Annotated in this window: 23 protein-coding genes and 1 pseudogene; 11 read left to right on the top strand and 13 right to left on the bottom strand. The window is 72.9% G+C overall.

The features are described 5' to 3' along the window. The first annotated feature begins 132 nt into the window (after nucleotides 1–132). The 3 genes from DBP14_RS32970 (at nucleotide 133) to DBP14_RS32960 (ending at nucleotide 3,278) form a co-directional block, all read left to right on the top strand. Nucleotides 133–1,758 carry a protein kinase gene (locus tag DBP14_RS32970; protein WP_129312206.1) on the top strand — a complete coding sequence of 542 codons (1,626 nt, stop codon included), beginning with the start codon at nucleotides 133–135 and terminating at the stop codon, nucleotides 1,756–1,758. A gap of 49 nt (nucleotides 1,759–1,807) precedes the next feature. Further along, nucleotides 1,808–2,779, top strand: a complete 972-nt coding sequence (locus DBP14_RS32965; RefSeq protein WP_129311288.1) for an LLM class F420-dependent oxidoreductase — start codon at nucleotides 1,808–1,810, stop codon at nucleotides 2,777–2,779. Between the two features lie 73 nt (nucleotides 2,780–2,852). After that, entirely contained in the window at nucleotides 2,853–3,278 is a 426-nt protein-coding gene (locus DBP14_RS32960; RefSeq protein ID WP_129311287.1) for an SsgA family sporulation/cell division regulator, read from the top strand. 19 nt (nucleotides 3,279–3,297) lie between these two features. Here the strand turns inward: DBP14_RS32960 and DBP14_RS32955 are convergent, their stop codons facing one another. The 3 genes from DBP14_RS32955 to DBP14_RS37100 all read right to left on the bottom strand — a co-directional run bounded on the left by DBP14_RS32955 (nucleotide 3,298) and on the right by DBP14_RS37100 (nucleotide 5,075). Beyond that, entirely contained in the window at nucleotides 3,298–3,789 is a 492-nt protein-coding gene (locus tag DBP14_RS32955; RefSeq protein ID WP_129311286.1) for a DUF6328 family protein, read from the bottom strand. A 48-nt stretch (nucleotides 3,790–3,837) separates the two neighbouring features. Beyond that, nucleotides 3,838–4,815: an aldo/keto reductase gene (locus tag DBP14_RS32950; protein ID WP_129311285.1), complete on the bottom strand. Its 978-nt coding sequence runs from the start codon at nucleotides 4,813–4,815 to the stop codon at nucleotides 3,838–3,840. Between the two features lie 134 nt (nucleotides 4,816–4,949). Then, nucleotides 4,950–5,075, bottom strand: a complete 126-nt coding sequence (locus DBP14_RS37100; RefSeq protein WP_347239678.1) for a hypothetical protein — start codon at nucleotides 5,073–5,075, stop codon at nucleotides 4,950–4,952. A 104-nt stretch (nucleotides 5,076–5,179) separates the two neighbouring features. Here DBP14_RS37100 and DBP14_RS32940 point away from each other — a divergent pair. Continuing rightward, a pseudogene (locus tag DBP14_RS32940) lies at nucleotides 5,180–5,613 on the top strand (LysR family transcriptional regulator). A gap of 15 nt (nucleotides 5,614–5,628) precedes the next feature. Here the strand turns inward: DBP14_RS32940 and DBP14_RS32935 are convergent. From DBP14_RS32935 to DBP14_RS32925, 3 genes are all read right to left on the bottom strand, one after another. Continuing rightward, nucleotides 5,629–6,231, bottom strand: coding sequence for a TetR family transcriptional regulator (locus tag DBP14_RS32935; protein WP_129311284.1), 603 nt, complete (start codon nucleotides 6,229–6,231; stop codon nucleotides 5,629–5,631). Continuing rightward, nucleotides 6,228–7,712 (bottom strand): MFS transporter, encoded by a 1,485-nt coding sequence (locus DBP14_RS32930; RefSeq protein ID WP_129311283.1) that lies wholly within the window; start codon nucleotides 7,710–7,712, stop codon nucleotides 6,228–6,230. The genes DBP14_RS32935 and DBP14_RS32930 overlap by 4 nt, the downstream gene beginning before the upstream one ends. 108 nt (nucleotides 7,713–7,820) lie before the next feature. After that, entirely contained in the window at nucleotides 7,821–9,023 is a 1,203-nt protein-coding gene (locus DBP14_RS32925; protein WP_129311282.1) for an FAD-dependent monooxygenase, read from the bottom strand. A gap of 352 nt (nucleotides 9,024–9,375) precedes the next feature. Here DBP14_RS32925 and DBP14_RS32920 point away from each other — a divergent pair, with 352 nt between their 5' ends. Both DBP14_RS32920 and DBP14_RS32915 read left to right on the top strand, forming a co-directional pair. Next, nucleotides 9,376–9,768: a tyrosinase cofactor gene (locus tag DBP14_RS32920; RefSeq protein ID WP_129311281.1), complete on the top strand. Its 393-nt coding sequence runs from the start codon at nucleotides 9,376–9,378 to the stop codon at nucleotides 9,766–9,768. A gap of 69 nt (nucleotides 9,769–9,837) precedes the next feature. After that, nucleotides 9,838–10,662: a tyrosinase family protein gene (locus DBP14_RS32915; protein WP_129311280.1), complete on the top strand. Its 825-nt coding sequence runs from the start codon at nucleotides 9,838–9,840 to the stop codon at nucleotides 10,660–10,662. A gap of 48 nt (nucleotides 10,663–10,710) precedes the next feature. On the opposite strand, the gene DBP14_RS32910 is transcribed toward DBP14_RS32915, so the two are convergent. Together DBP14_RS32910 and DBP14_RS32905 are read right to left on the bottom strand one after the other, a co-directional pair. Further along, nucleotides 10,711–11,415: a ribonuclease H gene (locus DBP14_RS32910; RefSeq protein WP_129311279.1), complete on the bottom strand. Its 705-nt coding sequence runs from the start codon at nucleotides 11,413–11,415 to the stop codon at nucleotides 10,711–10,713. Between the two features lie 68 nt (nucleotides 11,416–11,483). Next, a complete protein-coding gene (locus tag DBP14_RS32905) occupies nucleotides 11,484–12,278 on the bottom strand; it encodes a VOC family protein (protein ID WP_129311278.1) in 795 nt (264 codons plus the stop codon). A 370-nt stretch (nucleotides 12,279–12,648) separates the two neighbouring features. Here DBP14_RS32905 and DBP14_RS32900 point away from each other — a divergent pair, with 370 nt between their 5' ends. Genes DBP14_RS32900 through DBP14_RS32890 form a run of 3 tightly spaced genes read left to right on the top strand, consistent with a single transcriptional unit; the run spans nucleotide 12,649 to nucleotide 16,073 of the window. Continuing rightward, complete coding sequence (locus tag DBP14_RS32900; RefSeq protein WP_129311277.1) at nucleotides 12,649–14,091, top strand: family 2B encapsulin nanocompartment shell protein; 1,443 nt, start codon at nucleotides 12,649–12,651, stop codon at nucleotides 14,089–14,091. Between the two features lie 16 nt (nucleotides 14,092–14,107). Continuing rightward, nucleotides 14,108–15,148 carry a family 2 encapsulin nanocompartment cargo protein terpene cyclase gene (locus DBP14_RS32895; protein ID WP_129311276.1) on the top strand — a complete coding sequence of 347 codons (1,041 nt, stop codon included), beginning with the start codon at nucleotides 14,108–14,110 and terminating at the stop codon, nucleotides 15,146–15,148. 49 nt (nucleotides 15,149–15,197) lie between these two features. Beyond that, entirely contained in the window at nucleotides 15,198–16,073 is an 876-nt protein-coding gene (locus tag DBP14_RS32890; protein ID WP_129311275.1) for a geranyl diphosphate 2-C-methyltransferase, read from the top strand. A 75-nt stretch (nucleotides 16,074–16,148) separates the two neighbouring features. Here the strand turns inward: DBP14_RS32890 and DBP14_RS32885 are convergent, their stop codons facing one another. Further along, entirely contained in the window at nucleotides 16,149–16,631 is a 483-nt protein-coding gene (locus DBP14_RS32885) for a VOC family protein (RefSeq protein ID WP_129311274.1), read from the bottom strand. A gap of 109 nt (nucleotides 16,632–16,740) precedes the next feature. Continuing rightward, the gene (locus DBP14_RS32880) at nucleotides 16,741–17,082 is read right to left on the bottom strand and encodes a helix-turn-helix transcriptional regulator (protein WP_129312205.1); all 342 of its coding nucleotides are present in this window, start codon (nucleotides 17,080–17,082) and stop codon (nucleotides 16,741–16,743) included. A 288-nt stretch (nucleotides 17,083–17,370) separates the two neighbouring features. Here DBP14_RS32880 and DBP14_RS32875 point away from each other — a divergent pair, with 288 nt between their 5' ends. Beyond that, nucleotides 17,371–18,258, top strand: coding sequence for an RNA polymerase sigma factor SigF (locus DBP14_RS32875; protein WP_129312204.1), 888 nt, complete (start codon nucleotides 17,371–17,373; stop codon nucleotides 18,256–18,258). 37 nt (nucleotides 18,259–18,295) lie between these two features. Here the strand turns inward: DBP14_RS32875 and DBP14_RS32870 are convergent, their stop codons facing one another. Together DBP14_RS32870 and DBP14_RS32865 are read right to left on the bottom strand one after the other, a co-directional pair. Next, nucleotides 18,296–18,772: an ATP-binding protein gene (locus DBP14_RS32870; RefSeq protein ID WP_129311273.1), complete on the bottom strand. Its 477-nt coding sequence runs from the start codon at nucleotides 18,770–18,772 to the stop codon at nucleotides 18,296–18,298. Between the two features lie 133 nt (nucleotides 18,773–18,905). Then, nucleotides 18,906–20,180, bottom strand: coding sequence for a DUF6777 domain-containing protein (locus tag DBP14_RS32865; RefSeq protein WP_129311272.1), 1,275 nt, complete (start codon nucleotides 20,178–20,180; stop codon nucleotides 18,906–18,908). 217 nt (nucleotides 20,181–20,397) lie between these two features. On the opposite strand from DBP14_RS32865, the gene DBP14_RS32860 reads away from it, so the two are divergent. Beyond that, nucleotides 20,398–21,663 carry a streptophobe family protein gene (locus DBP14_RS32860; RefSeq protein WP_129312203.1) on the top strand — a complete coding sequence of 422 codons (1,266 nt, stop codon included), beginning with the start codon at nucleotides 20,398–20,400 and terminating at the stop codon, nucleotides 21,661–21,663. A gap of 43 nt (nucleotides 21,664–21,706) precedes the next feature. On the opposite strand, the gene DBP14_RS32855 is transcribed toward DBP14_RS32860, so the two are convergent. Beyond that, nucleotides 21,707–22,258 (bottom strand): hypothetical protein, encoded by a 552-nt coding sequence (locus DBP14_RS32855; protein ID WP_129311271.1) that lies wholly within the window; start codon nucleotides 22,256–22,258, stop codon nucleotides 21,707–21,709. Nucleotides 22,259–22,264 lie beyond the last annotated feature (6 nt).

Raw genomic sequence — 22,264 nt, 5'->3', positions numbered from 1 at the left:
CTCCCATCCCGTGGACCGCGCCGGGGAGTTGAACGAAAGACAGCGTTGTCCCGGGAGCCGCGACTCGTTGAACACACCCCCGCACGGCCCGCGTACCTCTGTGCACAACGGCAACCGGTGTGTCAGCGAGGGATGGTCATGGGCAAGGCGCAGGTGTCCGCACACGAGTTGGTCGCAGGACGGTACCGGCTCCTGGAGGTCTTCGCCCGAGAGACCAACCGCCTGTGGTGGTACGCCGAGGACGTGGCGGTGGACCGGCCCCGCATGGTCGCGCAGACCGCCCTGCCCGACCCCGGCCCGGCGGACTCGGCGCCCCGGGCCACGGCCCGGATCGTCCAGACCTCGGAGACCATGCGCCTGCTGTGCCCCGGGCGGGTGGCCAGGGTCGTCGACGCCGTCGTCGAGGCGGGCACCCTGTGGACGGTCACCGAGTGGATCGACGGCACACCGCTCGGTCAACTCCTCGACCAGGAGGGACCGTTCCCGGCCGGCCAGGCGGCCCGGATCGGCCTGGACGTGCTCGACGTCCTGCGGGCCGCGCACGACGCGGGCATCACGCACGGCGAGCTGAGCCCCGACCAGGTCTTCGTGCGGGCGCGGGGTCCGGCCCTGGTCGCGGGCTTCGGCCTGGCCGGGGCGACCCTGGTGCCCCGGGTCACCGCACCGTCGTACGCCTCGCCGGAACAGGCCCGCGACGAACGCCTCGGACCGGCCGCCGACCTGTGGGCGCTCGGCGCGATCCTCTACACGATGGTCGAGGGCCGTCCCCCGTTCCGGGACCGCGGCCGGCCGGACGCCACGCTGAAGGCGGTGGACCGGCTGCCGTTGCGCGCGCCGCTGCGCACGGGTCCCCTCACCCAGACCGTGCAGGGCCTGCTGCGCAAGAACTCCCGCGAGCGGCTCGCCCGGCCGGTGGTCCGCGAAGCCCTGCTCCGGGCCCTCGACGAGGAAGAGGAGGCCGGCCCGGAGCCGGCCGACGGCCGCGGGCGGGACGCTGCCGCGGGCGTCGTACGGCACGGCGGTGTCCGGGCGGCCCTCGGGCACCGGGGGCCGGGCCGGGGCCGGCGGGCCCTGGCCGCAGGGTGCGCGCTGGCCGTCCTCGCCGTCACCGTCGCCGCGCTGGCCGCGACCCACCATCTGCCCGGCGGCTCCACGACGAGCGCCTCATCCGGGGCGAGCGCCTCATCCGGGGCGAGCGCCGCGCCGTCCCCCTCGGCCACCCGCACGGACGGCACCGGCGGGGGCACCGCGAGCGCCCGGCCCGGCGCGGGCGCCGGTTCGGCCTCCGCCCTGCCGGACGGCTACCGCCGGCTGACCGCGCCGGAGGGCTTCTCGGTGGCCCTGCCGCCTGGGTGGAAGCGGCTGTCCACCGTCCGCGGGACCGGCCACGCCTACCGGATCACCTTCGGCCCGGGCGGCGACGCCCCGGCGCTGGCCGTCACCCACAGCGAGGGGCTCGGCCCGGACCCGGTCGCCGTCTGGCGGGACGACGTCGAGCCGGGCCTGGAGCGGCTCGACGGCTACCACCGGATCGGTGACGTCCGCGCCACCACCTACCAGGGCCACAAGGCGGCCGACCTGGAGTGGCTCGCCGGAACCGGGGGCCGCCGGGTGCACACCTTCGGGCGGGGTTTCCTGGTGGGCGGGCACCAGGGCTTCTCCCTGCGCTTCACCACCACGGCCGGCACCTGGGAGGACTCCGCCAGCCGGCTGGCGCTGCGGACATTCCTGGGCACGTTCCGGGTGCCGGACGAGTGAGCCCGGCGCCCGGCCGTTTTCCGCCCCGCGCCACGGGGACTCGGGCCCCATGGTGAGAATCGGATACACGATGATGACCGAGCAGGCCGGCCCCCGGGACCTGGTGGACCATCTGGTGCGGGCCGAGGAGGCGGGCTTCGACTTCTCCGTCACCTCGGACCACTACTTTCCGTGGCTGCGCGCGCAGGGCCACTCGCCGTACGCCTGGTCGGTGCTGGGCGCCGCCGCGCAGGCCACCTCGCGGATTCCGCTGATGACGTACGTGACCTGCCCGACGGGCCGCTACCACCCGGCGGTGGTGGCGCAGAAGGCGGCGACCCTGCAACTGCTCTCCGAGGGCAGGTTCCGGCTCGGGCTGGGCGCCGGGGAGAACCTGAACGAGCACGTGGTGGGCGGCGGCTGGCCACCGGTGGACGTGCGCCACGAGATGCTGGAGGAGGCGGTGCGGATCATCCGCGCGCTGTTCGAGGGCGGTCATGTGACGCACCACGGCGCCCACTTCGACGTGGACTCGGCCCGGCTGTGGGACCTGCCGGACGTGCCCCCGCCGATCGGCGTCGCCGTCGCCGGCGAGCAGTCCTGCACCCTCGCCGGGCGGCTGGCGGACCTGGTCATCGCCACGGAGCCCAAGGCGGGACTGCTGGAGGCGTTCGACCGGCACGGTGGCACGGGCAAGCCGCGGGTGGGACAGCTGCCGGTGTGCTACGACCCGGACCGGGACACCGCCGTCAAGCGGGCCCACGCCCAGTTCCGCTGGTTCGGGCTCGGCTGGAAGGTCAACGCCGAACTGCCCCACCCGGACTCCTTCGAGGCCGCCGCCCAGTTCGTCACCACCGACGACGTCGCCTCCTCGATCCCGTGCGGCGACGACCCGGACGCCTTCGTCGAGGCCGTACGGCCCTATGCCGAGGCGGGGTTCGGGGAGATCGCCCTGGTGCAGATCGGCGGCGACAGCCAGCCGGAGTACCTGGACTGGTCGGCGAAGACCCTGCTGCCCGCGCTCCGCGAGGCCTTCGGCTGACCCGGACGGCGGAGCATCATTCGCCCGGCGGGGGTACTCGGGAGACCTACGCCGCTTCTCGAAAGGCCCTCGTGTGAACGCGTTCGTGCACAAGACTTTGGTGGTGCAGCTGCGGGCGGGCGGCACCGACCGGTGTTCGGTGCTCGCCCACCTCAGCTACGACGCCGACGACCCGTTCGCCGTCACCGCCGTGTTCGCCTACGACGGCCAGGCGCTGGCCCGCTGGCGGCTCGACCGGGAGATGCTCTCCGACGGCCTGCACCGGGCGGTCGGGGTCGGGGACGTACGGCTGCGCCCCGTCTCCGTGGGGATGTGGCGGGAGCTGCGCATGGAGTTCCTCGGGGACGTCCGGCCGGACGGCGGCCGGCAGCGGGCCGTGGTGTCCGCGTGGGCGCCGGCGGTCGCCGCGTTCCTGCGCGACATCCATGAGGTGGTGCCGCCCGGGCAGGAGGAGTTCCGCGCCGACGACATCCTCGCGGAGATCCTCTCCACGGGCTGAGCGCCCGCGGCCGGGACGCTCAGTCGCCGGACCGGCCGGAGTAGGCGCGGCGGGCCCACAGGGGCAGGATGTACCAGCACGTCAGGTACCAGGCGGCGACGGCCACGACCAGCCAGGGCAGATAGCCGTGGGTGGCCACGCGCAGGATGAGCAGCAGGGACGAGGTCATCGTCGCGAACAGCAGGGCCAGGCCGACGAGCGTCATCCGGGACGCCAGCCGCACCGCCTGCGGCTTGACCCGTCTGCCGGAGACCAGGCGGTGCAGGGACACCGGCCCGATCAGGGCGCCGGTCGCGCAGGCGCCGAGGACGACGGTGACGATGTAGATGACCTGGTCGGTGGGGGCCAGGTCGGCGTACTTGGGCTGGAACGCGACGGTCAGCAGGAAGCCGAACAGGATCTGCACGCCCGTCTGCGCCACCCGGACCTCCTGGATGAGTTCGACCCACATCCGGTCGGCCCGTTCGTCGTCGGTCTCGTCACGCCCCGTGCGCCGGCCCTCCTGGCTCATGCGGTGCGTGTAACCGCGCGGCCGTTCGTTCAAACGGCCGCGCCGGCGCTACCAGCGGTGTTCGACCTGCTCCCGGATCCGGCGGTCGTACAGCTCGCGGATAGCGGTGAACGTCTCCCCGGGCAGCGGCGGCAGCTTGGCCGCCCGCGCGTTGGCCCGGGCCTGTTCCGGGTCGCGGGCGCCGGGGATGACCGTGGTGACACCGGGCTGCTCGATGATCCAGCGCAGCGCCAGCTGGGCCGGGGTGTAGCCCTCGGGGGCGAGCGCGGCGAACTCGGCGGCGGCCTCCACCCCGGTCTCGTAGTCGACGCCGGAGAAGGTCTCGCCCTGGTCGAAGGCCTCGCCGTGCCGGTTGAAGGTGCGGTGGTCGTCGGGCGCGAACACCGTGTCCTTGCGGTACTTGCCGGACAGCAGACCGGAGGCGAGCGGGACCCGCGCGATGATGCCGACGCCGGCCTCCCGGGCGGCGGGCACCACCTCGTACAAGGGCTTCATCCGGAACGGGTTCAGGATGATCTGCACGCTCGCCACGTGCGGCCGAGCGATGGCGGCGAGTGCCTCGGCACAGGTCTCCACGCTCACCCCGTACGCGGCGACGCGCTCCTCCTCGACCAGGGTGTCCAGGGCGTCGAACACCTCGTCGGAGGAGTACACCGGGGTGGGCGGGCAGTGCAGTTGCACCAGGTCGAGGCGGTCCACCCCGAGGTTGCGGCGGGACCGGTCGTTCCAGGCGCGGAAGTTGTCCAGGACGTAGTTCTGCGGGATCTGCTCGACTCGGCGGCCCATCTTGGTGGCCACCAGGACGTGCAGGTCGGGCCGGGTGGCCAGGAAAGTGGCGATGGTGTCCTCGCTGCGTCCGTCGCCGTAGACGTCGGCCGTGTCGAAGAAGGTGACGCCCGACTCGGCCGCCGCCTCCAGGACGGCCTCCTTGTCGGCGACGGCGCCCCAGTCGGCGCCGAGCTGCCAGGTGCCGAGTCCGATGACGGAGGCCCACTGGCCCGACCTGCCGATGCCGCGTTCGTCCATGGCGCCAGTCTGACATCCGTCGGGCGGCCCGCGTGGCACGAGCCGCCCCGGAATGTCGGCCGCCCGGGTCTCGGCCGGGCGGTGCTCCGGTCCTCCAGGCGGTGCTCCGGTCCTCCAGGCGGTGCTCCGGTGCTCTAGGCGGCGTCCCGGTCCTCGAAGTAGTGGCCCTCGTCGAGGTCCGCGAGGAGTCCTGGTTCGCGCGGTTCCCAGCCGAGCAGCTCGCGCGTCAGCGCGCTGGAGGTGGGGTTGTCGGCCGCCACGAACCGGGCGAGCCAGCCGAAGTGGCCGCCGGCCTCCCGCGGGGTGAGGCCGGCGACGGGCAGTCGTCGCCGGGCACCGGCACTTCGGCCGTGCCGCCGCCGCGCTGCACGTCACCCAGCCGTCGCTGAGCCGTCAGGGACGGCGGCTGGAGCAGCAGCTCGGCGCGCGGCTGCTGGACCGGACGCCGCGCGGGAGCCGGGACGACATCGCCGGCGAGCCCCTGCCCCGGGTCACGGATCCGCTCTGGGACGCGTTCTGGCGCGTCGACCCGCGTCCCGACGGCAGTCCGGCGCCCGACGGCCCGTACGTCGGCGCCTTCGAGGAGAAGTTCGAACTCGTCGCGTCCGGGGAGACCTGGCCATCGCGCCCGGTGTGTGCGGCATCGCGATCCGCCCCGACCTGGTGGCGGTCCCGCTGCACGGTGTCGGGCCGAGCCATGTCGCGCCGGCCACCCGCGCGGACGCCACCAGCCGGCTGGTGGCGGCGTTCCGCGCGTCGGCGCAGAGCCTGCTCACCGGTCCGGGCGAGCGGGGCTGAGACCGACGGGAGGCCCTACGCCCTGGCCTCGGGTGTCAACTGCGCCTGGATGGCCGACCCGTAGCGGTCGGCGACGGCGTCCGCGTCGGTGCCGTGCAGGTGCGGGCCGCGGGCGATGCCGTACATCACGCCCAGGCCGATGAGGCCGGCGACGGCGAGTTCGGCGCGCAGGCCCGCGTCGGGGCCGGTGAGGCGGGCGGCGAGGCGTTCGGTGACCTGGGCGCGGAAGTTGGCGCGCAGCACGTCGCCGTGCTCGCCGTGCAGCGGGGCGAAGGCGATGCGCAGCAGCGGGTCGGCACCCCGGTCGCGCTGGCTGGCCAGGACGTGCCGGACCATGTGCCGGCCGAGGTCGTCGAGCGGCGCGTCGAGCAGGTCGTCGGCGTCGGTGTCGAAGGACATGACGCAGGCGAACAGGGCGTCCTTGTTGCCGAAGTACTTCAGGATCAGCGGCGGGCTGACGCCGGCCCGCTCGGCGACGGCCTTGAGGGTGATGTCGGCGTGGGCGTGCCGGGCCAGCAGGTAGCGGGCCGCCTTGAGGATCGCCGCCTTGGTGGCCTCGGCGTCGCGCCGGGCGGGGGCGGTGGCCTCGGAGCCGGGTGGAGTGCTCACGGCACTCATGCTCCCTCCATCGCCCCGTCGCGCGCGCCCCGGGTGGCGCCGCGGGCGCGGCGGACGCCGCCGGCCGGGCCGTCGCCGGGGATGGTCAGGGCCGCCGCGCAGGCGGCGAGGGCGACGGCGCCGGCCATGGCGAACGCCATGAGGTAGCCGTGCAGGGTGGGTACCGGGATCCGCCCGACGAGGCTGCTGTGGTGGACGAGGACGGCGGCGACGGCGGCGCTGGAGACGGCCTGGCCGATGGTGCGCATGAGCACGTTGACGCCGTTGGCGGAGGCGGTCTGCGCGGCCGGGACGGCGCGCAGGATCAGGGTGGGGAGCGCCGAGTAGCAGAGTGTGGTGCCGGTGGACACCACGGTGGCGCCGAGGATGATCATCCACAGGTCGCGGCTGTCGGCGATCCGGACGACGTAGCCGCAGGCGATGACGGCGGCGCCGAGGGCGAGGGTGATCCTGGGTCCGCGGGCGGCCGAGATGCGGGCGGACAGGGGGGAGAAGAGGAGCATGGTGACGCCGCCGGGCAGCAGGCACAGGCCGGTGGCGACGATGGAGAGGCCCAGGCCGTATCCGGTGGCCTTCGGTGCCTGGACGAGCTGCGCGGTGACGAGGGAGTTGGCGTAGAACGCGAAGCCGGTGAGCAGGGCGGCCACGTGGGAGAGGCCCACCCGGGGGCGGGTGACGAGGTGCAGGTCGACGAGAGGCCGTTCGGTCCGCAGCTGCTGCCACCACCACAGGGCCATGACGATCACGGTGGTGGCGAACAGCCCGAGCACGCGGGCGCTGGTCCAGCCCCACTGGCCGCCCTGGGAGACGCCGAGCAGCAGGCTGACGAGGGCGACGGTGAGGCCGAGGGCGCCGAGGACGTCGAAGCGGCCGGGTTCGCGTACCGGGGACTCCTTGACCGCCCACCAGGTGGCCGCGACGCCCAGTGCGCCGAGGGCGCTGGTGAGCCAGAACATGGTGTGCCAGTCGGCGTACTGCACGACCAGCGCGGCGAGGGGGAGGCCGAGGGCGGCGCCGATGCCGACGGTGGAGCTCATCAGGGCGACCGCCGAGCCCCGGCGCTCGGGCGGCAGTTCGTCGCGCAGGATGCTGATGGCGAGCGGGACGACGGAGGCGGCCGCGCCCTGGAGCGCGCGGGCGGTGATGATCACGGCGATGTCGGAGGACAGCGCGCACATGACCGAGCCGACAGTCATCAGGGCGAGCGCCGCGGTGAGCACCCGCCGCTTGCCGTACATGTCGCCGGCCCGGCCGAGGACGGGGGTGAGGACGGCGCCGGACAGCAGGGTCGCGGTCACGGTCCAGGAGACGGCGGCGGCCGACGAACCGGTGAGCCGGGGCAGGTCCGGCAGGAGCGGTACGACGACGGTCTGCATGACGGCCATGAGGATGCCGCCCGATGCCAGTACCGGGATGGTGAGCCGGTCCCGCAGCCGGGACGGGCCGGCCGGGGACTGGGGTATCGGGGCGGGGTGGTCCATCGGCGCTCCTGCGGACGGCACGGGGTACGGGGTGAATAACAATTCACCTTATCGGGTGAATGGCCTTTCACCAACGTTCCCCGGCGCGGCCCACGGCCGACGGCCGGGTCACTTCGCGGACGTCGACCGCGCGTGCAGGGCCCGCGCGGCCCTGGGTCCGGCCCAGCGCTTGAGCCGGCGCAGTACCTCCAGCCGCCCCACCGCCTTGTCGAGGCCGTAGTACAGCTGGGGCGGCACGTACGGCAGCAGCGGCGAGTGGCGCTGGCCGAGGAGGGCGAACATCCGGTGCGGGGGCAGGTGGATGTAGCGGGGCAGGTTCTCGTACCACTGGGCGCTGTAGCGGGCCGCGCTCTGCACGGAGAGCAGGTCGGACCGGCGCCGCCGCTCATAGGCGGCGAGGGCGTCCGGCAGGGCGCTGTGTTCGCGCAGGGCGTCGGCGAGGCACATGGCGTCCTCCACGGCGAGGGTGGTGCCGGCGCCGATGGAGTAGTGGGTGGTGTGGGCGGCGTCGCCGAGCAGGACCAGGTTGCCGCGGTGCCAGGTGCGGTTGGTCAGGGTGCGGAAGGTCGTCCAGGGCGCGGTGCCGCCGGCCGAGGGGCGCCCGATCAGCCGGTGGCCGTCGAGGACGCCGGCGAAGAGCTTCTCCAGCAGCGCGAGTTGCTCGCCCTCGTCCGCGCGGTCCAGGCCGAGCCCGGTGAAGGTCTCGGGGGCGCATTCGATGACGCAGGTGCTGTGCTCGGCGCTGTAGCCGTAGCCGTAGGCCCAGATCCAGCCGTGCGGGGTCTCGACGAAGGCGAAGGTGAAGGCGTCGAAGACCTTGGTGGTGCCGAGCCAGATGTAGCGGTTGCGGCCGGGGACGAGGTCGGTGCCGAAGTGGGCGGCGTGCCGGCCGCGCAGCAGGCTGTGCACACCGTCGGCGGCGACCACGAGGTCGGCGGCGGGCGGTTCGGTCAGTTCGCTCTCGTACTCCAGCCGTACGCCCAGTGCGCGGGCGCGGGTGGCGAGCAGGTCCAGCAGGCGGTGCCGGCCGATGCCGAAGCCCTCGTCGCCGTGGTGACGGGTGGTCAGCTCCCGGACGTGGGCGACGCCGTCGCTCCAGCACACCGAGTGCTCCCCGATCACGGCCGCGGACTCGGGGTCGCGGGCCTGGAGCCGGTCGAGGAGTCCGCGCCAGTACGTCACCCCCCAGCCGTAGGTCGACCCCTCGGGGTTGCGTTCGTGGACGGTGATGTCGTGGGACGGGTCCTGCAGCTTGAGCAGGATCGCGAGGTACAGGCCCGCGGGCCCTCCTCCGGCACAGACGACCTTCACGCAGCACACCCCTGACAGTCACCTGATGTGGTCGATCGGCCTCGCAGAGTAGCAGGAGCGGGGGTGGGGTGCCGGGCTTCCGGATCGCGTCAATTCGGGTCGGTGAGCCGCGTCACCCGGGCGGGCGCCAGGCGCGAAGGACCACCGGAAAGCGGGGCGCCACGGCAAGGAATTACCCGTTCCGGTGGGCGCCGACTCACGGCGCAGGCAAGATCATCTTCGTTCAAATCTGTACGACATGTGGCTAATTGTCCGGATCACGGCCAACCGGGTCCGGGCGATTTCCTCCCCACGAAGCGTCCCGGTAGGCATGCGGAGTCACCACTCCCACACCCCCCTCAGGAGGACCCGTATGCCCGGACCCACCCGTCGCCGCGCCCTCTCCAGCGCCGCCGCCCTCGCCGCGGCGGCCGGAGCCGGCACCCTGCTCGCACCCGGCGCCCGCGCGGCCACGCGTCCCCACGAACCCGAACACCGGCACGGCGCACCGGAGTCGTTCGACGAGGTCTACCACGGCCGCCGGATACAGGGCCGCCCGGCGACCGGGAGCGGCCACCACCACGAACACGGGGGCGGCTACGCCGTGTTCGTCGACGGGGTGCCGCTGCATCTGATGCGGAACGCCGACGGCACCTGGATCAGCGTCGTCACCCACTACGACCCGGTGCCGACCCCGCTCGCCGCCGCGCGCGCCGCGGTCGACGAACTGCGGGGCGCCGCCCTGCTGCCGTTCCCCGCCAACTGACCACCACCGACCGCCGTCGCGCAGCCGATCGCACGGACGATCGCACGGCCGATCCGGAGCACCGCACCCATGACCGTACGCAAGAACCAGGCCGCCCTGACCGCCGACGAGAAGCGGCGCTTCACCGGCGCCGTCCTCGAACTCAAGCGCAGCGGACGCTATGACGCGTTCGTCCGCACCCACAACGCCTTCATCATGGCCGACACCGACACCGGTGCACGCACCGGCCACCGCTCGCCGTCCTTCCTGCCCTGGCACCGCAGATTCCTGCTCGACTTCGAGCGGGCGCTGCAGTCGGTGGACCCCTCCGTGGCGCTGCCCTACTGGGACTGGAGCACGGACCGCACGGTGCGCGCCGCGCTGTGGGCGCCGGACTTCCTCGGCGGGACCGGGCGCGCCTCGGACGGCCGGGTGATGGACGGCCCGTTCGCCGCGGCCGCCGGCGAGTGGCCGGTCAGCGTGCGCGTGGACGGCCGTACGTTCCTGCGCCGTTCGCTCGGCGCGGGCGTGCGCGAGCTGCCGACGCGGGCGGAGGTGGAGTCGGTGCTGTCGATACGGACGTACGACATGCCGCCGTACAACAGTGCCTCGGACGGCTTCCGCAACCATCTGGAGGGCTGGCGCGGGGTCAATCTGCACAACCGCGTCCATGTGTGGGTGGGCGGCCAGATGGCCACCGGGGTCTCCCCCAACGACCCGGTGTTCTGGCTGCACCACGCCTTCGTCGACAAGCTGTGGGCCGAGTGGCGGCGCCGCCACCCCGACGCGGGCTACGTGCCGACCGGGGGCACGCCGGACGTCGTCGACCTGGACGAGACGATGAAGCCGTGGAACGACGTGCGCCCGGCGGACCTGCTGGACCACACCGCGTTCTACACCTTCGACGACGAGTGATGCCGACCTCGGGTGTCTTCGCCGACGGCTGATGTCGCCGACGACTGATCAGGCGTCGGCGCCGCGGCACTCCGGGTGGCCCCAGCCCTGCGCGTTCTTGGCGATGGACTCGCCGGCCGCGTACCCCCGGCCGCACAGGCAGCGGCCGGGGAACTTGGCCTTGATGGTGCGGGACGACCCGCCCGACCCGCCGGACGTCCCACCGCGGCGGGGCGACTTCGCGCGCGGCGCCCGGGCCGGGATGTCGGGCGAGGCCGGCGGCTCCGGGGAGCCCAGCGCGCTGCCGGCCGCCTCCTGCACGGTGGCGGCCCGGCTGGCGGCGCGGTCGGCGAAGTCGTTCAGCGGGTCGCCGTCGACCTGGTGGGCGGGGACGTAGCGGAACTCGACGGACCGGCCGTCCAGCAGGGCGTCGATGCGGACCACCAGGTCCTGGTTGGCGACCGGCTTCCCGGCGGAGGTCTTCCAGCCGTTGCGCTTCCAGCCGGGCAGCCACGCGGTGACGGCCTTCATCGCGTACTGGGAGTCCATCCGGATCTCCAGCGGCACGTCCGCGTCGACGGCGGTGAGCAACTGCTCCAGCGCCGTCAGTTCGGCGACGTTGTTCGTGGCCCGGCCGAGCGGGCCGGCCTCCCAGCGGGCCGGGGTCCGCTCGTCGTCGCCGGAGACCACCCATGCCCATCCGGCCGGTCCGGGGTTTCCCTTCGAAGCCCCGTCGCACGCGGCCACCACACGTTCACGCATGCGCCCGATCATGCCATGACCGCGCGGACCCTCCGTCCGGGCGGACCCTCCGTCCGGACGGGCTCAGGCGTCCAGCGGGCTCAGGCGTCCTTGATCTTCGGCATCTCGCCCTCGGTGGTCGTGATGTCGATCACCGAGAAGTTGGCTCCCTGCGGGTCGCTGAGCGCCGCGAACCGCCCGAAGGGGCTGCTCATCGGGCCGAAGCGGAGCACGCCGCCCAGCTCGCCGGCGCGGGCGACGGCGGCGTCGCAGTCGTCCACGGTGAAGTAGACGTTGATGTAGGAGGGCACCTCGGGCGGGAAGTCGTCGGTCATCCGCATCCGGCCGAGGACGGTGTCCTCGCCGATGTCGAACATCCGGAAGTCGACCGCCTCGTCCTCGATCTCCTTCATCCGGTACGGGAAGACGGCGGCCAGGAAGCCGTCGGCCTTCTCGGGCTCGCGGGTGAACACCTCCGCCCAGCAGTAGGCGCCGGGGGTCGCTGTCGCCTCGAAGCCCTCGTGCACGCCCGCCTGCCACACGCCGAACACCGCGCCACTGGGCTCGCGCGCCAGGCACATGGTGCCGAAGTCACCGACCCGCATCGGCTCCATCAGCACCTCGCCGCCGTTGGCGCGGACCTTGTCGGCGGTCGCCGCCGCGTCCGGCGAGGCGAAGTACAGGCACCACTGCGACTGGCCCTCCTGGCCGGGCATGGGCGGCACCACGGCGGCCACCGCCTTGCCGTTCGCGTACGCCTGCGTGTAGTTGCCGTACTCCGACGACGAGTCGCCGAAGGTCCAGCCGAGGACGTCGCCGTAGAACCTCTTGGCTCCCTCGACGTCGCTGAACATCGCATCGGCCCAGCAGGGCGTTCCCTCGGGTTGCACGGCCATGGTCGGGCCCTCTCGCTCGGTCCGGATGTGTCCCCGGACCTCACGCTAGCCACCCGGCCGCCGGCCCGCGCGCCGAGCCGGGGTCCCGCGGGCGGCGGGCGTGCCGTGTCCCCTCGCGCCCGGTGATCCAATCCCTCGCCGCCCTTGATCGTCCCGGCTCGCGGGAGCACCGCACCGGCGCCCGGGCGTGCGGCCGCGTGCGCCGCGCCTCGTCCGACCTGTTTACGACTCCGGGGGGCGGATCCGCCCCCTTCGCGCCGTACCAGGCGCCTCCCGTGACTGTTTGGCTTGGGTCCGAGCGCATCCCCACCACGCTCACCACCGATCGATCCGGTCCCCCCTGTTCGTTCACCGCTCAGAAGGAGGGAATGTGTCCACACCGGACAGTGCCACCGGTTCCGCCCTCGACGAACCCGCCCCCGACCCGGCCGCCGACGGCTCGCTCACCAGTCTCAGCACCCGGGCGGCACGTCAGCTCACCACCACGACCAAGTCCGAACCCCAGATGCAGGCCATCACCTCGCGATGGCTGCTGAAGTCGCTGCCGTGGGTGGACGTCAAGGGCGGCGCCTACCGGGTCAACCGGCGCCTCCAGCTGCGTACCGGGCGCGGCCGAGTGCACTTCGAGCAGAACGGGGCCGACGACATCCGGGTCATCCCCGAGACGCTGACCGAGCTGACGATCCTGCGCGGCTACGACGACCTGGACGTGCTGCGGGAGATCGCCGGCCGGTTCCGGTCCCGGGAGATCCGCGCCGGGCAGGTGCTGTTCGAGGCCGGGCAGCCCGTCACGGAGGCCTATCTGGTCGTGCACGGCCGGTTCACCCGGTTCACCAGCGGCAAGTACGGCGACGAGGAGATCATCGGGGTCGTCTCCGACGGCGACCAGATGGGCGACGAGGCGGTCGGCCAGACCGACCCGCTGTGGCTGACCTCGGTCCGCGCCGAGACCGCCTGCGTGGTGCTCGCGCTGCCCTGGGCCGTGGTCGAGGAGTTCACCGACCGGGTGCCCTCGCTCGCGGCCCATCTGGAGGCGTACGTCGAGCGGCAGCACCGGCCGATGAACCGCAAGGGCGAGGCCGACGTCCCGGTGCAGGCCGGGCACGTCGGCGAACAGACCCTGCCCGGCGGCTTCGTCGACTACGAACTCGCGCCGCGCGAGTACGAGTTGTCCCTGACCCAGACCGTGCTGCGCGTCCACACCCGGGTCGCCGACCTCTACAACGACCCGATGGACCAGACCGCCCAGCAGCTGCGGCTGACCATCGAGGAGATCCGCGAGCGCCAGGAGTGGGAGCTGGTCAACAACCGGGAGTTCGGGCTGCTGCACAACGTGGACTACGGGCAGCGGATCAGCACCTTCACCGGCCCGCCCACCCCGGACGACATGGACGAACTGCTGTCGATGCGCCGCAAGACCCGGGTGTTCCTCGCCCACCCGAAGGCGATCGCCGCCTTCTTCCGGCAGTGCAACCGGCGCGGACTGGTACCCGGCACCACCAGCGTCGACGGGCACGAGGTGCCCGCCTGGCGCGGGGTGCCGATCTTCCCGTGCAGCAAGATCCCGGTCGCCGGCGACCACACCAGCAGCATCATCGCGCTGCGCACCGGCGAGGCCGACCAGGGTGTCGTCGGCCTCTACCAGACCGGCATCCCGGAGGAGCACCAGCCCGGACTGAACGTCCGCTTCATGGGCATCGACTCCGCCGCGATCATCAACTACCTCGTCACGGCCTACTACTCGCTGGCGATCCTCGTGCCGGACGCGGCGGGGATCCTGGAGAACGTCCAGATCGGCCGGACGGCCGAGTGAGGGCCCGGAGCACGTCATGAACGCATCCACCGCCGCCTACCGTCTGCCCGGCCCCCCGAACCTGGCGCACAGCCTTCGGGCCCGGCGCACCGGGGCGATCCCCGGCCTGCTGTACCGGCCGGCCGTGCCCGCCGATCCCGAGAAGGTCGCCGAGGTCGACCGCCGGGTGGAGGACTGGGCCCGCCGGCTCGACCTGTTCCCGGCGGCCTGGCTGGGCGACTTCACCGGCTTCCAGTTCGGCCGGGCCGTGGTGCTCCAGCACCCGGGGGCCGCCGACCTGGAACGCCTCACGGTCGCCGGCAAGCTGCTGCTCGCCGAGAACATCGTCGACGACTGCTACTGCGAGGACCGCGGCGGCTCCGCGAGGGGCCTCGGCGGGCGGCTGATCCTCGCCCAGTCGGCCCTCGACCCGTACCACGGCATCCCGGAGCTGGAGGAGGAGTGGCGGCACGGCATGCGGGCCGACGGTCCGCTGCGCTCCTACCACTTCGCGCTGAAGGACTTCGCCGTCCTCGCCACGCCCAGCCAGACCGACCGGTTCGTGCACGACGTGGCACGGCTGCACCTCGGCTACCTGGCCGAGGCCGCCTGGTCAGAGACCCGGCACCGGCCCCAGGTGTGGGAGTACCTGGTGATGCGGCAGTTCAACAACTTCCGGCCCTGTCTGTCGATCGTCGACGCGGTGGACGGCTACGAACTGCCCGAGCAGGTCTACGCCCGCCCCGAGATCCAGCGGATCACCGCGCTGGCCTGCAACGCCACGACCATCGTCAACGACCTGTACTCCTTCACCAAGGAGCTGGCCAACGACCCCACCCACCTCAATCTCCCGCAGGTCGTCGCCGCGAACGACCGCTGCGGGCTGAAGGCCGCCTATCTGAGATCCGTCGAGATCCACAACCGGATCATGGAGGCCTTCGAGGAGGAGGCGGCGCTGCTGTCCGCCACCTCGCCCCTGGTGGAGCGCTACGCCCAGGGGCTCGCCGCCTGGGTCTCCGGCAACCACGAGTGGCACGCCACCAACACCCACCGCTACCACCTGCCCGACTACTGGTGAAGCCGTCACGCCCATGAAATGCCGTCATACACGCCAGGAGGAACCACCGTTGACCACCGCCCCCACCCGGACGGCGCCGGCCCCGATCCCGGCCCAGTCCACGTACCAGACCCGCGTCGCGGACTACTGGAACGCCGAGGAGAACCCGGTCAACCTCGAGCTCGGCAGGATCGACGACCTGTACCACCATCACTACGGCATCGGTGACGCCGACCGGTCGGTGCTGGAGGAGGCCGACCCGGAGCGGCGCCGACAGCTCGTCACCGCCGAACTGCACCGTCTGGAGCAGGCCCAGGCCGAACTGCTCGCCGGCCGGCTCGGACCGCTCTCCCCCACCGACCGGGTCTTCGACGCCGGGTGCGGGCGCGGCGGCGGCAGCGTCGTGGCCCACCTGCGGTACGGCTGCCACGCCGACGGGGTCACGATCTCCGCGAAGCAGGCCGGGTTCGCCAACGAGCAGGCCCGCGTGCGGGGCATCGACGACCGGGTGCGCTACCACCACCGCAACATGCTCGACACCGGGTTCGAGACGGGCGCGTACGCGGCCTCCTGGAACAACGAGTCCACCATGTACGTCGAGCTGGACCTGCTCTTCGCCGAGCACGCCCGGCTGCTGCGCCGGGGCGGCCGGTACGTGGTGATCACCGGCTGCTACAACGACACCTACGGCCGGGCGTCCCGCGAGGTCTCGCTGATCAACGCCCACTACATCTGCGACATCCACCCGCGCTCGGAGTACTTCCGGGCGATGGCCCGCAACCGTCTCGTCCCGGTCCACGTCGAGGATCTGACCGCCGCGACGATCCCGTACTGGGAGCTGCGCAAGGAGGCCGACCATCTGGTCACCGGCATCGAGGACACCTTCCTCGACGCCTACCGCAACGGCAGCTTCCAGTACCTGCTGATCGCGGCCGACCGGGTCTGACGCCCCCCTGGCCGTGCGGCCGCGCCGGGTGCCGGACCGGATCCGATGCCCGGCGCGGCCGCCGCCCGTGCCGGACTACTCGCCCCGGTAGGCCTTCTCCAGCGCGGCGATGTCGAGCTTGCCCATGCCCATCATGACGCTCATGGTGCGGGACGCCTTCTCCTGGTCCGCGTCGGCCACCATCTCCATCAGCCGCCGGGGCACGACCTGCCAGGACAGCCCGTAGCGGTCCTTGAGCCAGCCGCACGGGCCGCCCTCGCCGCCGTTCTCGGTGAGCTTGGCCCAGTAGTGGTCGACCTCCTCCTGGTCCTCGCAGATGATCTGGAAGGAGACCGCCTCGCTGAAGGTGAACTGCGGGCCACCGTTCAGCGCGACAAACTTCTGGCCGTTCGCGGTGAACTCGACGGTGAGCACGTCACCCTTCGTGCCGGGGCCGGCGTCGGTGTAGTGGGTGACGTGGCCGACGCTGGAGTTCTTGAAGACCGACACGTAGAAATGCGCGGCCTCCTCCGCCTTGCCGTCGAACCAGAGACACGTGGTGAATCCGTCGGTGGTCATGAGTACCTCCTGGGCGTGGAACCTGGTCACCTGTATCGACCGGTCCGCGCCGCGGAACTCATCGGCGCCCGGAAAACAATCCAAACGGCCCCGCGTTCCGGGCCGTCGGTCAGGCGGCCATGCACAGCCCGTCGTACGGCCGGTGCGGTGCGGCGTTCCGGCGTGCCCGCCGCGCCAGCTCGCCCTGGGCGCGGGACAGCAGGTCGCCGAGCCCGAGGCCGAGGGCGTGCGCCGCGGCGCCCAGAACCTCGGAGGAGGCCTCCTTGCGGCCGCGCTCGATCTCGGACAGGTAGGGCAGGGAGATCCGGGCCTCGTCGGCGACCTCCTTGAGGGTCCGCTCCTGGGCCCGGCGTTCGCGGCGCAGGACCTCACCGACCAGATCGCGCCACAGGGGCTCGCCCCGCGCTCCGGGCTCCCTCTCGGGAGCGGTCACCGGCCGCAGGGGGATCACTCGCGCTTCGTCGCTCACGCCCTCACCCTAGGGGCGCCCGGACGGCGCGGGCGCCGTACGGCGTTCCGCTCTCGGTGGAATCACCGTGGAGCGGCGTATTCCGGCCAGGCGCGGACGGCGGGCGCATGCGTGGGGTCACCGGGGGTACCCGCCCCGTGTACGACTCAGCGCACACGCATGAACCGCTGGATTCCGGGTACACGCGGCAACACGTGCAATCCGGTCAGGAGGGTCGGACGAAGGGGCCGCGAGGCCCGCTGTCGAACCGTGACTTTCGTGGGAGAGGTAATGAACACCGCCGGGATCCGGTCGGAAGCAGATGTCGTCGGCAAGACCGCGGAGGACGCGACGGGCGGCGCGACCCTGCCCGGCATCGCCGACCCCGCCTCCGTCGCCCCGCGTGACGCACGGGAGCTGTCCCGCCAGTTCTTCCGCCGGCTGACCGAGGTGGAGGAGGGCACGCACGAGTACCAGTACGCGCGCAACACCCTCATTGAGATGAACATGTCCCTGGTCCGGTTCGCGGCCGGACGGTTCCGGGGTCGCGGCGACGACATGGAGGACATCGTCCAGACCGGCATGATCGGCCTGATCAAGGCCATCGACCGGTTCGAGCTGTCGCGGGAGGTGGAGTTCACCTCCTTCGCCGTGCCGTACATCGTCGGTGAGATCAAGCGGTTCTTCCGCGACACCACGTGGGCCGTGCACGTCCCCCGGCGGCTGCAGGAACTGCGGGTGGAGCTGGCCCGGGCCCGCGAGGAGCTGTCCAGCAGGCTGGACCGGAACCCGACGGTCGAGGAGCTGGCCACGCTGATGAACATCTCGGTGGACGAGGTGGTCGAGGCCCAGCTCGCCTCGAACGGGTACAACTCCGCCTCGCTGGACGCGGCGCTCACCGCCGACGGGTCCGAGGACGGCGAGGCGGTCCTCGCGGACTTCATCGGTGTGGAGGAGGAGGGCCTGCGGCTCGTGGAGGACTTCCACGCGCTGGCCCCGCTGATGGCCGGGCTCAGCGAACGCGACCGGCAGATCATCCACATGCGCTTCGTCGAGGAGGCCACGCAGGCGGAGATCGGGGAACAGCTCGGCTGCTCCCAGATGCACGTCTCCCGGCTGATCAAGCGGATCATCACCCGGCTGCGGCAGGGGATGCTGGGCGAACTCGGCTGCGCCTGAGGCCGGGCGTCGACGCCGGGCGAGGCTCGCGTCCGGTTCAGCCCGTCGCGTCCGGGCCCGCGTCCGGCCTCAGGCGGACGCGGGCCCGGACGCGCTTGCCGACCGGCACGCGTTCGACCGTGACCTCCGCGGCGATCGCGTGCACGATCTCCAGACCGTGCCGGCCGATGCGCTCGGGGTCCTTCGGGTACGGGTGCGGCAGGGCGGCGCTGCTGTCGTAGACGCCGACGACGACCGCGCTGTCCGTGCCCTCCAGCTCCAGGACGTACGGGCCGTTGCTGTGCCGGTCCGCGTTGGTGACCAGCTCGCTGACCACCAGTTGCACTTCCCCGTCGGTGCGGCCGTCGACGGCCGCGCACCACTCGGTCCTCAGCTGCTCCAGGAACTGTGCGGCGAAGGCCCGCGCCTCGGCGATGCAGCCGGGGTCGCCGGTGTAGTGCGTCGCGCGGCGCAGGGGTTCCACGGGCATGTCGAAGCCAGTCGGTATCACTGCCCCGCTCACGTCGTCGGTCATGCGTTTCTCTCTCGGAAGCCCGGTCCGGCCGGTGGCTGTTGCACCAGTCCTCGTACCCCGAGCCGGGCCGCGCAGTCCCCACGCGTGTTCGCCCACGGCGTGCGACGGCTCACACCGCCGTGGGCGCCGGTCCCTACGACGCCGAGGACCCGGACGTCGTCGTCTGGCTGCTCGTCCCGGGAGCCGGGGCGGACGAGGGCGGCCCGGAGGCCGGCGGGGAACTGGACGACGCCGGCGGCGAGGTCGGGGTCTCGGACGTGGGCGCCTGGGACTTCGACGACTCGGAGGGCGGCGTGCTCGCCCCGGACGACTCCGACGACTGTGACGAGGAGGAAGAGGACGAGGAAGAGGACGACGAGGACGACGAGGACGAGGTCGACGAGGAGGAGGACGCCGACGGGCTGCTGGACAGCGGGCACGGCGTCGGCGAGGAGCCCGGCGTCCCGGTCGTCCCCGGGCTGGCGCAGCCGGGGTGGCCCGCCGGGTTCCAGGGGTAGAGCGGGACCTTCGGCGGCTTGACGTGCTGGTCGTGGCGTCCGTGGTCGCCCCGGTGCCGGTGGAACCAGGAGTGGTGACCGGGGTCGTAGATCACGAAGACCTTGACGATCTGCGGCGCGGGGGTGACCACGACGACGTTCGAGGGCCGGAACGAGGCCCAGTGGTCCCCGGTCGGCTTGGGCGTGGTCTTCAGGGCGACGGGCGGGGTCAGCGGGTTGCCGCAGGCGCAGCGGACCCGGGGGACGCCGTGTCCGTCGACGAGGACGGCGGTGCCCGCCTGGAGGACGGCCTGGTAGCTGGTGGCGGCGCCGTTGCGGTAGCCGTGGTTGGTGACGCGGGTGTCCACGCGCAGCTGTACCGGGGTGAGCGAGCGGAGGTAGGCGGGGACACCGGAGGGCTGGACGCCGGCCACCGAGGCGAACGACTTGTTCTTGGCCGGGTCGGCCTGGAAGTCCTTGATCATTTTCTCGACGTCGCAGCTGGAGCTGTTCTGGGTGCCGCCGTAGAGGCCTGGGGCGCCGCCGTCCACGCCGCGTACCGCGTTGGCCGGGGCGGACGTGGACTCCCCGGACGTGGGCGGCGGCGGGACGGAGCTGTCCTTCGCGGTCGACTCCGTGTAGGGGTCGGGGCCGGTCTTGGCGGCGGACTGCAGGAACACCTCGCCGCCCTTGGCCGAGGACCCGCCGTCCGGACGGGTGAAGACGACCGCGAGGACGACGGCCGCGACCACGGCAGCGGTGACGGCGGCGATCCGCGGCACGGACCTCCACCACGGCCGGTGCGGCCCGGGGCCGCCGGCCATGGAGCTGCCGCCGGGCGAGTCAGGGGGCGGGGGTGGCCGGTTGCCGCCCGACAGGGGACCGGAGGGTGGGCCGGTGGGGCGGCCGGAAGACGGAGGTTCGACGCTCACGAGTACTTCTTCCCGTCGCTGTACGCGGCTTCTCTCAGGAAAGTTACGAAAAATCCCTTATGCCGCACTGATGCACAATCAGCCCATTGTGTGCTCCGGTTCCGGTGCGCTCGCAAGCCGACGCGGACGGCCCACCCGGCGGGCGGGGTGCCGGGCCGCTGCTTAGCGTGGCAGCGTGAGCCCTCCAACCGTTTCGGGCCGGCCGCCCGGCCGGCCGATGTCCCGCCACGGCTGGGCGCGGGCCCTCGCCCTGGTCGTCACGACGCTGGTCGCCATGTTCGTGGTCGCCGCGCTGGGGTTGTGGGCGGCGGGCGCGGCGGACCTGCCGGACGGCGCGTTCGGCCGGGTGGCGGCGGCGACCGTGGTGACGTCCGTCGGCGGCAGCGTCGAACTCGCCGGGAACGCGGGCGCGCTCGCCGAGAGCCGGGCAGGCCTGAACGTGCTGCCGCTGTCGGTGACGCTGACCGGCGCGCTGGTGCTCGGGGCGGGGTTCCTGCGACCGCTGCGGAGGCGGGCGGTCGCCCCGGCCGGGGAGCTGGCCGGGTGGGCGGGCCGGATCGCGCTGCTGTGGCTGCTCGCACTGATCGGACTGGCGTTCGCCGCCCGGCAGACCTTCGCGGTGAACCTCGGCGAGGGCATCCTCAACGACATCTCCGGCCTGTTCGGCGCCGAACCGCGGGTCGGCTTCACCACGGACGTGCCGCTGACCGTGCTGTTCGGCCTGCTCTGGCTGGCCGGGGTGATGGTGCTGGCCCTGCTCGTCGCGAGCGGCGCGGCGGTGCCGGGCCGGTTCGCGCGCCACCAGCGCTCGGTGCGCCCGGCGGCGCAGGCCATGGTCGTCCTGCTCCTCGTCTACGTCGTCATCGGCATCGTCATCGCCCTGGTGACGGCGGCGACGCACGGGCATGTGGCCGAGCGGTTCGCGGTGATCCTCCTGGGCCTGCCCAACGTGGTCTGGCCCGCGTTCACCATCGGGCTCGGCGCCAGCTGGAACGGCAGGGTGGACGGGCCGTTCGGCCTGCCGATGCCGCACGTGCTGGACCAGGTGCTGCGCACGCCCGAGGTATCCACGGTGAACGTGGGCACGCTCGCCGACTACGACAGCCGGTCGTGGTGGCTGGTGCCGGTGGCGGCGGTGCTCCTGCTGGCGGTGGCCTTCCGGATGGCGGCCCGGTCCCCGGCCGACGTCCGGGCCTGGCAGCACGCCGTGCGCATGGCCGTCGCCCTCGCCCTGACGGTGCTCATGATCTGCCTGCTCGGCCGGATCTCCGCCCACTACGGCCTGTCCCTGTTCGGCATCGGCGACCTGGGCGGCGGTCTCTCCGGTGAGCTGTTCCTCAAGCCCCGCCTGGGGCCGGCCGTCGGGCTGGGCGCGCTGTGGGGACTGGTCATGGGTTTCCTGGGCGCTGTGCTGGCCCGGCCGCTGCACCGGAGGTCCGCGGACCGGGCACACCCCGGTACGGCGGACCGGGCGCCCCGGTAGCGGGGCCAGGTGGCGGCACAGGACGCGTCGCGAGGCCGGGACGTCAGCGTTCGCCGTCCGGGGCGACCACCCGGGTCGGGGTGTGTTCGCGGGGTTCGGCGCTCGGTTCGGGCCGGTCGGTGGCGTAGGTGCCGAGGCGGTGTCCGTCGCCGTAGAGCCAGCGCTCCTCGTCCGGGTCGTAGAGCCACATGGACTCGCCGTCGACGACGATCCCGATGCGCAGTCCGCTGGTGCGGTCCCGGAAGGACTCCCCGTCCAGGCCGCCGGCGGCCCGCTCGGCCACCGCGGCGCGGTAGGCGTCCAGCGCCTGGGTCACGCGGTCGAGGAGGGGCTGCGGGTCGGCGGTGGTGCCGTCCGGGTCCGGCGTGGCGGGCGGGTCCCGGGGTACGGCGACGAGCAGGCGGCCGTCGACCCAGGCGCCCCAGCCGTTCGCGCAGCGGATGCGGGCCCAGTCGCCGAGCCACTCCTCCAGCAGCACGGGCAGCAGGGCGTCGAGGGACACGGTGGCCCGTGCCGGATCGGGCTCCTCCCAGGCGGGCATGCCGTTCGGGGGGACGACATGGGTGGGCCGGAAGCCGGGGCTCGGCGTCGACATGGCGGC

The organism is Streptomyces sp. L2, from assembly GCF_004124325.1.
Classification (GTDB): Bacteria; Actinomycetota; Actinomycetes; order Streptomycetales; family Streptomycetaceae; genus Streptomyces.
This window is presented reverse-complemented; position numbering and strand designations above follow the sequence as displayed.

Bases quoted from the DNA above. Each gene is read 5' to 3' on its own strand.
- DBP14_RS32970 (WP_129312206.1), top strand. From the start codon at position 133: ATGGTCATGGGCAAGGCGCAGGTGTCCGCACACGAGTTGGTCGCAGGA.
- DBP14_RS32965 (WP_129311288.1), top strand. From the start codon at position 1,808: ATGGTGAGAATCGGATACACGATGATGACCGAGCAGGCCGGCCCCCGG.
- DBP14_RS32955 (WP_129311286.1), bottom strand. From the start codon at position 3,789: ATGAGCCAGGAGGGCCGGCGCACGGGGCGTGACGAGACCGACGACGAA.
- DBP14_RS32950 (WP_129311285.1), bottom strand. From the start codon at position 4,815: ATGGACGAACGCGGCATCGGCAGGTCGGGCCAGTGGGCCTCCGTCATC.
- DBP14_RS32935 (WP_129311284.1), bottom strand. From the start codon at position 6,231: ATGAGTGCCGTGAGCACTCCACCCGGCTCCGAGGCCACCGCCCCCGCC.
- DBP14_RS32930 (WP_129311283.1), bottom strand. From the start codon at position 7,712: ATGGACCACCCCGCCCCGATACCCCAGTCCCCGGCCGGCCCGTCCCGG.
- DBP14_RS32920 (WP_129311281.1), top strand. From the start codon at position 9,376: ATGCCCGGACCCACCCGTCGCCGCGCCCTCTCCAGCGCCGCCGCCCTC.
- DBP14_RS32915 (WP_129311280.1), top strand. From the start codon at position 9,838: ATGACCGTACGCAAGAACCAGGCCGCCCTGACCGCCGACGAGAAGCGG.
- DBP14_RS32910 (WP_129311279.1), bottom strand. From the start codon at position 11,415: ATGATCGGGCGCATGCGTGAACGTGTGGTGGCCGCGTGCGACGGGGCT.
- DBP14_RS32905 (WP_129311278.1), bottom strand. From the start codon at position 12,278: ATGGCCGTGCAACCCGAGGGAACGCCCTGCTGGGCCGATGCGATGTTC.
- DBP14_RS32895 (WP_129311276.1), top strand. From the start codon at position 14,108: ATGAACGCATCCACCGCCGCCTACCGTCTGCCCGGCCCCCCGAACCTG.
- DBP14_RS32885 (WP_129311274.1), bottom strand. From the start codon at position 16,631: ATGACCACCGACGGATTCACCACGTGTCTCTGGTTCGACGGCAAGGCG.
- DBP14_RS32875 (WP_129312204.1), top strand. From the start codon at position 17,371: ATGAACACCGCCGGGATCCGGTCGGAAGCAGATGTCGTCGGCAAGACC.
- DBP14_RS32870 (WP_129311273.1), bottom strand. From the start codon at position 18,772: ATGACCGACGACGTGAGCGGGGCAGTGATACCGACTGGCTTCGACATG.
- DBP14_RS32860 (WP_129312203.1), top strand. From the start codon at position 20,398: ATGTCCCGCCACGGCTGGGCGCGGGCCCTCGCCCTGGTCGTCACGACG.
- DBP14_RS32855 (WP_129311271.1), bottom strand. From the start codon at position 22,258: ATGTCGACGCCGAGCCCCGGCTTCCGGCCCACCCATGTCGTCCCCCCG.